The organism is uncultured Candidatus Puniceispirillum sp. (assembly GCF_963979125.1).
In the GTDB taxonomy this organism is placed as follows: Bacteria; Pseudomonadota; Alphaproteobacteria; order Puniceispirillales; family Puniceispirillaceae; genus Puniceispirillum.
Genome location: NZ_CAXBVX010000083.1, coordinates 1 through 8636 on the forward strand (window position 1 = coordinate 1; position 8636 = coordinate 8636).

At 47.0% G+C, this 8636-nt stretch carries 8 protein-coding genes; 5 read left to right on the top strand and 3 right to left on the bottom strand.

The features are described from left to right. The coding region (locus ABNT28_RS08430; protein ID WP_348721382.1) for an alpha-hydroxy acid oxidase at positions 1-1073 on the bottom strand (1073 nt) is incomplete at its 3' end. Positions 1074-1216: 143 nt separating this feature from the next. On the opposite strand from ABNT28_RS08430, the gene ABNT28_RS08435 reads away from it, so the two are divergent. Then, positions 1217-2140: a LysR family transcriptional regulator gene (locus ABNT28_RS08435; protein WP_332923821.1), complete on the top strand. Its 924-nt coding sequence runs from the start codon at positions 1217-1219 to the stop codon at positions 2138-2140. A gap of 4 nt (positions 2141-2144) precedes the next feature. On the opposite strand, the gene ABNT28_RS08440 is transcribed toward ABNT28_RS08435, so the two are convergent. After that, a complete protein-coding gene (locus ABNT28_RS08440) occupies positions 2145-3686 on the bottom strand; it encodes a trimethylamine methyltransferase family protein (protein ID WP_332923822.1) in 1542 nt (513 codons plus the stop codon). A gap of 70 nt (positions 3687-3756) precedes the next feature. Then, complete coding sequence (locus tag ABNT28_RS08445; protein ID WP_332923823.1) at positions 3757-4521, bottom strand: peptidase E; 765 nt, start codon at positions 4519-4521, stop codon at positions 3757-3759. Positions 4522-4788: 267 nt separating this feature from the next. Between ABNT28_RS08445 and ABNT28_RS08450 the strand changes: the two genes are divergently transcribed. The 4 genes from ABNT28_RS08450 to ABNT28_RS08465 all read left to right on the top strand — a co-directional run. Further along, positions 4789-6270 carry an ABC transporter substrate-binding protein gene (locus ABNT28_RS08450; RefSeq protein ID WP_332923824.1) on the top strand — a complete coding sequence of 494 codons (1482 nt, stop codon included), beginning with the start codon at positions 4789-4791 and terminating at the stop codon, positions 6268-6270. 146 nt (positions 6271-6416) lie between these two features. Then, positions 6417-7376 (top strand): ABC transporter permease, encoded by a 960-nt coding sequence (locus tag ABNT28_RS08455; protein ID WP_332923825.1) that lies wholly within the window; start codon positions 6417-6419, stop codon positions 7374-7376. Further along, positions 7376-8260, top strand: a complete 885-nt coding sequence (locus tag ABNT28_RS08460) for an ABC transporter permease (RefSeq protein WP_332923826.1) — start codon at positions 7376-7378, stop codon at positions 8258-8260. The genes ABNT28_RS08455 and ABNT28_RS08460 overlap by 1 nt, the downstream gene beginning before the upstream one ends. Before the next feature lies 1 nt (position 8261). Then, positions 8262-8636: ATP-binding cassette domain-containing protein (locus tag ABNT28_RS08465; RefSeq protein WP_348721383.1), on the top strand; the 375-nt coding region annotated here is incomplete at its 3' end.

Consider the following 8636-nt stretch of genomic DNA (forward strand, 5'->3'; position numbering starts at 1 on the left):
ATGACGGAACTAGCTTCATTACTAATTACATCCAAAATATCTGCAAGCCCAGACCCTCCGCCAGCACCAAGACCATACATGGCGCTTCGTCCAACCATGGCAAAATTAGCCCCTGATGCAAGTGCTTTAATCACATGCTCACCAGAACGAATGCCGCCATCAAAAATAAGTGGCATATCCGCGCCCACAGCCTGCCTAATGACTTTGAGGGACTCAATTGTTGTTGGCGCAGCGTTAAGTTGCCGCCCGCCATGATTAGACACATAAATAGCATCAGCGCCCATAGCTTTGATCCGGATAGCATCTTGGTGTGACTGCACGCCTTTGACCACCAATTTACCAGACCAGCGATCACGCAACATTTCAAGAAAATGCCAGTTGGCTCGCCCACGGCTAGCGCTACGAATAAATTTGGTGCCTTGTGTTGAGGTAACATAGTTCATAGGGCGCGGCATGCCCGCTACAAAACATTGCAAAACAGTGGTTAAGGACCAGCGCGGATGTGTTGCAAAATCCCAAATCTGGCGCGGCCCCCACTGCATGGGAAATGTAAAACCATTGCGCAGATCACGCGTGCGAACAGATGGGATAGGCACATCAACAGTAAGGATCAAAACCTTATACCCACTGGCCTTTGCACGTTCGATCAATTCATCAACAAAATCACCTGATTGGTCAGCATAAAGCTGAAACCAAGCATGACCTTCGGCATCTTCTATAATTTGTTCAAGTGTTGACGAAGAAGCAGTGGAAACACATAACGGAATTCTTCGCGCGGCTGCTTCGCGCGCCATATGCTGATCGGCACCTGGCCACGACAAGGCACACATCCCCATAGGGGCAATTCCAAAAGGCAGACCCGTTTCCTGCTCCAGAATATTGCTCGAAAGATCACGGTCAGCAACATCAACCAAAACCCGGGGCATCAGCCTGATTTCATCCAATGCACGGCTGTTAAGATCAGATAGGCTTTCATCACCTGATGCACCGTCAACAAAATCAAACATCATTCTTGGTAGACGTTTTCTGGCAAGCTGACGTGCCTCTTCCACTGAAAACAAGCTGTTTGACACGTTAATACCTTTTTTATGAGACAAGCCTAATGACATATAATTGACTATAATTCTGGATGTTAACAAACATTTAATTTATAACACAAATAAAATTATTGAATGAATTAATATAAAAAAGTTATAGTTTTAAAAAGAGGTTTGTTATGAATTTCAAGCAACTAAAAGCCTTCAACATGGTCATGCAGCATGGCACAATTACCGCCGCTGCCAGACATATGCGAGTGTCGCAACCAAGCGTGACTAGGTTAATCCACGAACTTGAAACGGAGCTTGGCTTTGCCTTATTCATGCGCCAAGGGCGTGGGATTGTCGCCACCGTTGAAGCAAGACGTTTCCATCTGGCAGTAGAAAGTGCCTTTATCAGCATCGAAAGGCTTGATGATCTGGCAACCGCAATCCGTCAAGATACAATCGGCAAGATTTCGGTTGGCGTCATTCCAACATTTTCAGTATCAGTGCTGCCTAGAGTTCTAGGACAGATGCGGCAAAATGATGATAAAACGCATACCGTTATTTATACACGTAACACCCCAGCCATTGTTGACGCCGTGCAATTGCAACAATTCGACCTGGGTATTGTTTCACGCTCGCCACCTTATGAAGGCGTTCACATCCTGTACCAGACCGTGGTCAATTATGTAGGTCTTTTTCCAACTGACCATCCCCTTGCGCAATCTCAAGACAAGCTGGATCTGTCAACAATTTCTAATGATCAGGAATTTGTTACTTTCGGTGATGTCTATCCCTTAGAAATGCAAGGAATGGACGCCGCTCTATCAGAAAAACTTCAAAAAAATGCCCGTTACAGTGTCGCTAACCTGCTAACAGCCGCGGCATTGGTTCGCGAGACCGGGGTGCCTGCTATCATTGATCCGTTTTCAGCAAAAATGGCGGTGAATAACAGTGGCGTGATGATCCGTCCTTTATTACAAAAATTACAATATCATATCGCTATCATCACCCGTGGTGTTGATACAATGACAAAAGATACAAGGCGTCTAGCTGATTTTTTGATCTCAGCGTTTGAAAATGACCCGGTTGTTCAGGCTACCACTAAAAACAGTTAAATCGTCAAACCACCAACTCAATTGGCAATAAATCTCTGAGGACAGCATCGCTTGCGGCATCTATATGAAATGGTCGATAATTTTCCAAAACAGCTTTGGCATGATTTGCCGCCACTTGTCTTATATCAAGGCTACCTGCAGCTTCCCAAACATCAATCGCTTTCCGGTCAGCAATGCCAGGATAGAGAAAATCAGAATGCATCCGTGCGTAGGTATCTGCCTCACCAAGAAAATGCCCAACACCGCTTGCCACTGTACCGATTTTGCTGGCTGAAACCATTTGCGAACTTATATCTAATGTATTTGTTGCACGCAGAATACAGCCAAGCATATCATTATCGATAACCATCGCTTCGAATGAAATACCCATGAGGCTAGCTTGCGCTCCACAAGCTTGAGTGACAATATTGGCTCCAGCTTGTACCGTCTGGCTGACGGTCAAGCATTTTTCATAACCGCTTTGTGCATCTGGTATTTTACTCTCAGTTGCACCGGCGATGGTTGATGAAGGAAGGCCATAATGTCGAGCCATCTGAATCGCCGCTGCGGTCAGCATAGCCTGCTCGCCACTCCCACCAGCCATTGCGCCAGTTCGAAGATCAGTGATCATGGGGCGAGGACCAAAAACAGCTTTTGCCTGTTCATCAACAAGCCATACAATCACCATTCCGGCTAGTGTTTCTGCAGTAGTTTGAGCAACACAGCCAGCAATGGTAACAGGACTAGAGGCACCTAGCTGGCCAAATGTATTCACCGACACCGGAATGCCACACCGCACAGCCTCAATCAAAACATCAACAGAGTCAGCATCAAATCGCATTGGCGGGACTGCATGATTGACATTAAGCGTTAGAAACGGCTGCTCCTGAAATATCTCTTTTGAACCAGCAAGCTCGTAACACATTGTGGCAATATCGCGCACAGATTGTGTATTGCTGGCGCCTGTAAAGACATGCTTTTGCGTACCTGCAAGGCTGGCATAGGCGGTATTCACGTCAAGGCGTCTAGCATCGGTCATGTCACGCGCCACTAGAGGGCGACTGAAGAAATGAATATGTGTAAGCGTATCAACAAGGCGCGCAGCATCATAAAGATCGCTGAGACACGAAGCGCGGTACTTATCTAATTGCATATCATATAGCTGCGGTGACGCCCCACCGGTACCCACATAAACCTTATTCTGGTTGAGCAGTAAATCATTATTATCAATCCGGGCATGCAGTATAAAATCTCTCTGCAATCCCTTAATAGCCGCCTCGACAAGCGGCGTCGGGAACAACAGTCGTCCAGCTTCACTAAGGCTGCCGCCTGCCGCCTTGACAAGCTGTATAGCTATTTCTGGTGCCTCGCTTAGGCCAGTCATGGCAAGCAATTCGCATGCAGCCTCATGCACAGCGTCAATCCCTTCAGAGCTTAAGGGGTTAAAACTTCCCCCTTGGCCAATAATGCGCTGGCCATGTAAAGACGCTGTGGAGTTCACGACCTGTTTTGCCCCCCTTCGGCGACGGCTACGTCCAGACGACCCCGCTATAGCCTCATCTATCATTTCACGACCCCTTACCCATTAATCTGGCTACCCTATTGCTGAGCCTGTTGACACCATTGTTACAAGGCTTTTAAAAGACCAATTCATATCCAATTTCAAGAATTGACACGTTACATGCCATTCCCTGTCCACTTGCATTCTTTTGCTCATGGCAAGTTTTGTCACTCGTCACTAAATAGGCATTACCAATACCAGCTCTGATAATGTCTAATACAACGGCATCCTTTATATAAACCCCTACACCATCATCAATTGCCAAACCTGAAGGTAGATTTCCAGCCACAATTTGAGCCTCATAAGCAGCCTTGCGATGGGGTTCATTCCTATAATGTGGACAAATGCTACCACCTACAAGCCCAAGGCCGTCAGCCAGAATATAGTCATCATCTTGTGTGCTAAGTAACAATTTATCAAACCAACAAATCGCACCAGCACTAACACCAGACAGGATCATGCCGCGCTGTCCGGCATTCAGAAGCACCTTATCAATTCCCGTTTGGCGCCAGTGTGATAGCATTTTCAGCGTTGAACCACCACCAACATACAGAACATCAAGACCGTCGACAAATGCCTCTGCGGCTTTTAAATCAGCCATAATTGGCAAATGGCTTGTTTTTGCAATTCCTTTAAAACAGGCATAAAAAGCTTTAATGCGATCAGGGTCATCATTGCTGGCATGACCGATATAACCGATATTGGGGTGTGGCAATGTAAGAGCTAGCAGATAATCCTCGAGTATGTGATCTTCATTTTTGGGTGTTTGTTCATGGGTGAACCCGCCGCCGCCCACTGCAAAAATATGGACGCTATCTATGAACGCACCAGTACGCACCATTTTTAAAAAACCTTTTTCTGCTTGCTTTAGTTGATGCGGATAGAATACGCAATTTGCATATAAAAAAGCAATTTATACATTTTCCGTATAAATATATTCATAAATTTTAGTTGTTATAACTAAATGGTAAATCCATACTTAGAAATGAAAATACATTTGATGGGGAATCCGCAGAGTCAGGCTCTGGTTTAATTCCAAATCAATCTACAGTAGAAGCAGGCGTCTTTTGGACAAGCCTGACGAACGTTTTATTAAGGAGGAACTTCAATGAAAAAACTGCTAATAGCATCAGCAATGGTTCTGCTAATCGGCGGAACAAGCGCAATAGCAGCGCCAAATGGCACATTCAGACAAGCTCACGAATATGGCTATGGTGACAAGTCCAGTCTTGACCCTGCTTCACGTGGCCGCGTGATGCAAATCACCGAAAAGCTAATGAGTCGTCTCATTCGTCCAGACATGCAAGGGTCACCAAGCCCTGACCTAGCAACATCATGGAGTTCGAATGCCGCGGCTACAGAATGGACAGTAAAGCTTCGTAGCGGTGTCTCATTCCATGATGGTAGCAGCTTTGACGCCGATGATGTTCTGTACACGTTAAACCGTGTTCTAAATCCAGAAAACAAGTCACCAGCGCGTTCCGCGATCAAGATGATCGAAAAAATGGAAGCCTTGGATAGTATGACTGTTAAATTCACACTATCGACACCATTTGCCGACATGCCTTTGCAATTGATGGACTATCGACTTCGCATCATTCCTGAAGGATCTGGTGACTCAATCGCTACTTCAGGCATTGGCACCGGCCCATTCAAACTGGTCAGCTATGATGCTGCCGGCGTCACCAAGCTAGAAGCCAATATGGATTACTGGGAAGGCGCACCAGGCGTTGCCAAAATGGAAATCATTGGCATCGGTGATGGACAGGCACGTATGCAGGCCTTGCTTGGTGGTCAGATTGATTTTGAAAACACTGTGACAAATCAGCAAAAGCCTATGTTCGCTAGTAGTAGCAAATTCAAGCTTATGGAAGTGCCAACAGGAAACTGGCGTGGTCTAGTGTTCCGCACCGACGTTGCACCATTTGACGATGTACGCGTTCGCCAGGCTGTGCGTATGGCAGCTGACCGAGAAGATCTAGTTCAACTGATTATGGGTGGGGCAGCTACAGTTGCTTGTGACACACCCGTAAAGCCTGATGACCAGTATCATGCTGACATAAAATGTCCTCAGGACATTGCCGGAGCAAAAAAATTGTTGGCCGATGCGGGATATCCAAATGGTATTGATGTTGAGGTTTATGTCGCAACATTGGAGCCAACTTGGCCAATTCTTGCCGAGGCATATCAGCAACAGGCTGCTGAAGCTGGAATCCGTGTAACCATCAAGCAGGTTCCATCAGACGGATATTGGAGTGACACATGGATGCAAAAGACAATTTCAGCAACGCGCTGGAATGAGCGTCCTGCTGATTCCGCATTGCATGAGATCTATCTTTCTACAGCAAAGTGGAACGAGTCCTATTACAAGGATGAGGCCTTTGACGCCTTGCTTGGCAATGCCCGCCGTGAGTTGGACTTTAACAAGCGTAAAGCTCTTTATGTAAAAGCGCAGGAGCATCTTTACGAAACCGCTGGCACATTGATCCCCTATCATGTTTCAAAGCTATATGTGATGAATGATCGGGTAAGTGGCATCGATGCTGTTGAAAACCACACTATTCGCTGGCACAAAGTGACAGTGAAATAGTCAGGTTTTAAACAAGTCTAGGTAAACAGGCTACAAACTGAAATGTGGGCCAGTGTTGATCCCGAAACAATCTCGGAATTCCACTGGCCTTCATAATAAAAGCTTTTGAATTAGTGGGTTTTTACCCAAACGGGGGGACATCATACATGCTATTCATGTTGATAAGACGCGTTTTTCTGGGCCTTGTTACCGTTTGTCTGGTGTCTTTAATCATTTTTGCTGGCGTGGAAATACTTCCCGGAGACGCCTGCACTCAATATCTGGGCGAATATCAGGCGGATGACGAATTGCTGGCCCAATGCCGCAAGGATCTTGACCTTAATCGTCCCGCTATTGACCGTTTTAGCGAATGGGCTGGCGGCGCGGTTACAGGCGACCTTGGCCTTGCCGTCGATGGTAAAACAGAAATCAGCAAAATTGTTGGCGACCGCTTGAAAAACTCACTTTTACTAGCGCTATGCGCTATGGGTGTAGGCGTGCCATTGGCACTTTTCCTTGGGGTAATTACTGGCCTGTGGCGGGATCGACTGCCAGATTTATTTGTCTCGACATTAGCTATTTTTGCTATGACCATTCCAGAATTTGTCTCGGCAACTTTGCTTATATTGATTTTCAGCATTTGGCTGGGATGGTTACCAGGTATCGTCTTAACATCTGCTAGTGCGCCAGCATCTGAATTTTTTCCTGAAATACTGTTACCTGTGATCGTACTGTCGCTGGTGATGTGCGCGCATATCATGCGGATGGTACGCTCATCCGTGATCGAAGTCATGGCAAGTGATTATGTGCAGATGGCAACACTAAAAGGTGTTCCCTATTGGCAGATGGTGTTCCGTCATGCTCTGCCAAATGCGTTGTTGCCAGCGATTAATGTTGTTGCTTTAACGATTGCGTGGCTACTTGGTGGTGTTGTTGTGATTGAGGTGGTGTTCAACTATCCCGGGCTTGGCCGGCTAATGATCGACTCAATCTCAGACCGCGACTTGCCTGTAGTGCAATCAATTGCGCTGATTGTGGCCAGCGTCTATGTCTGTGTCAATCTGGCTGCAGATTTACTCACCATGATCGCCAATCCGAAACTACGCACCATGTATACGAGAAACTAATGGCTGTAGCACTCGCCCCAAAAACCGAATCCAGCTTCCGTGCGATTACAGTTCTCAAAGATCTTGTATCGCGACCGTCAGGCGCGATTGGCTTGTCGCTGGTTCTGTTCCATGTTGTGCTGGCGCTGATTAGCCCTTACATAATCCCATTTGATTTTAAATTGCAGAATTCTGCTCTCATGCTTTCGGCACCTGACAATATTCACTGGCTTGGGGCTGACCATCTTGGTCGGGATGTATTTTCCCGTACCCTAATGGGTGGACGCGAGGCATTATTGGTAACTGGTGTAGCAACCCCACTAGCGGTTATCTGGGGCGGTTTTACAGGTATTCTTTTTGGTTTGGTTGGCGGACGGCTTGACGAAGTGCTAATGCGGGTTGTCGATGCGTTTCTGTCGCTACCTTGGATTTTGAAAATGCTGGTACTGATCGTGACCTTTGGCAGTGGTGTCGAGGTACTCATTCCAACACTGGCCTTTTTCTATGGAATTCCTGTCATTCGCATTGCCCGTGCCGCAACCCATGATGTGATCGCCCGCGATTTTGTATGGGCGGCCAAAGCCCGGGGGCACAGCCGGATCAGCATTATATGGCGTGAATTACTACCAAACGTGCTTGATACGCTGATGGTAGAAGGCGCCATGCGGTGGTCGTGGATGTTGTTAGCCTTTTCGTCATTGTCATTTTTGGGCTTTGGTGTGTCACCACCGACACCAGACTGGGGTTTGATGATTTCTGATGCGCGCGGTTTCATGTCCTTTGCACCATGGGGTGTCATTGGTCCCGTGATCGCACTTTCGTCGCTAATTATAGGCATTAACCTAACCGCAGATGCCCTCGCCAAAGCGCTGGGTATTGATCGTGCACAAAAGGCACCAATGTAGCATGAGTGAAAAAGCCTTTATTGATATCAAGAATTTGTCGATTGGCTATTCCAGCCGTTCCGGCAAGGTGATCAAAGTGCTACGCGATGTCAGCCTTACCATCAAACGCGGCGAGAGTGTTGGCCTTGTTGGTGAAAGCGGTTCCGGTAAAAGCACGCTAGCCCTTGCCGCGCTTGGCTATTTCAAACGTGGTCTTCGTGCTCTTGACGGTAGTGTAAGTTTTGATGGCGTTGATATGCTCAAACTTGACCGCGATGACCTACAGGCAATCCGAGGGGGAAGATTGGCTCTCATTCCCCAAAATTCTGGTCAGTCACTCACCCCGACATTGCATATTGGTCAACAGGTTGCCGAGGCCTTACGCCTGCACAGCGAT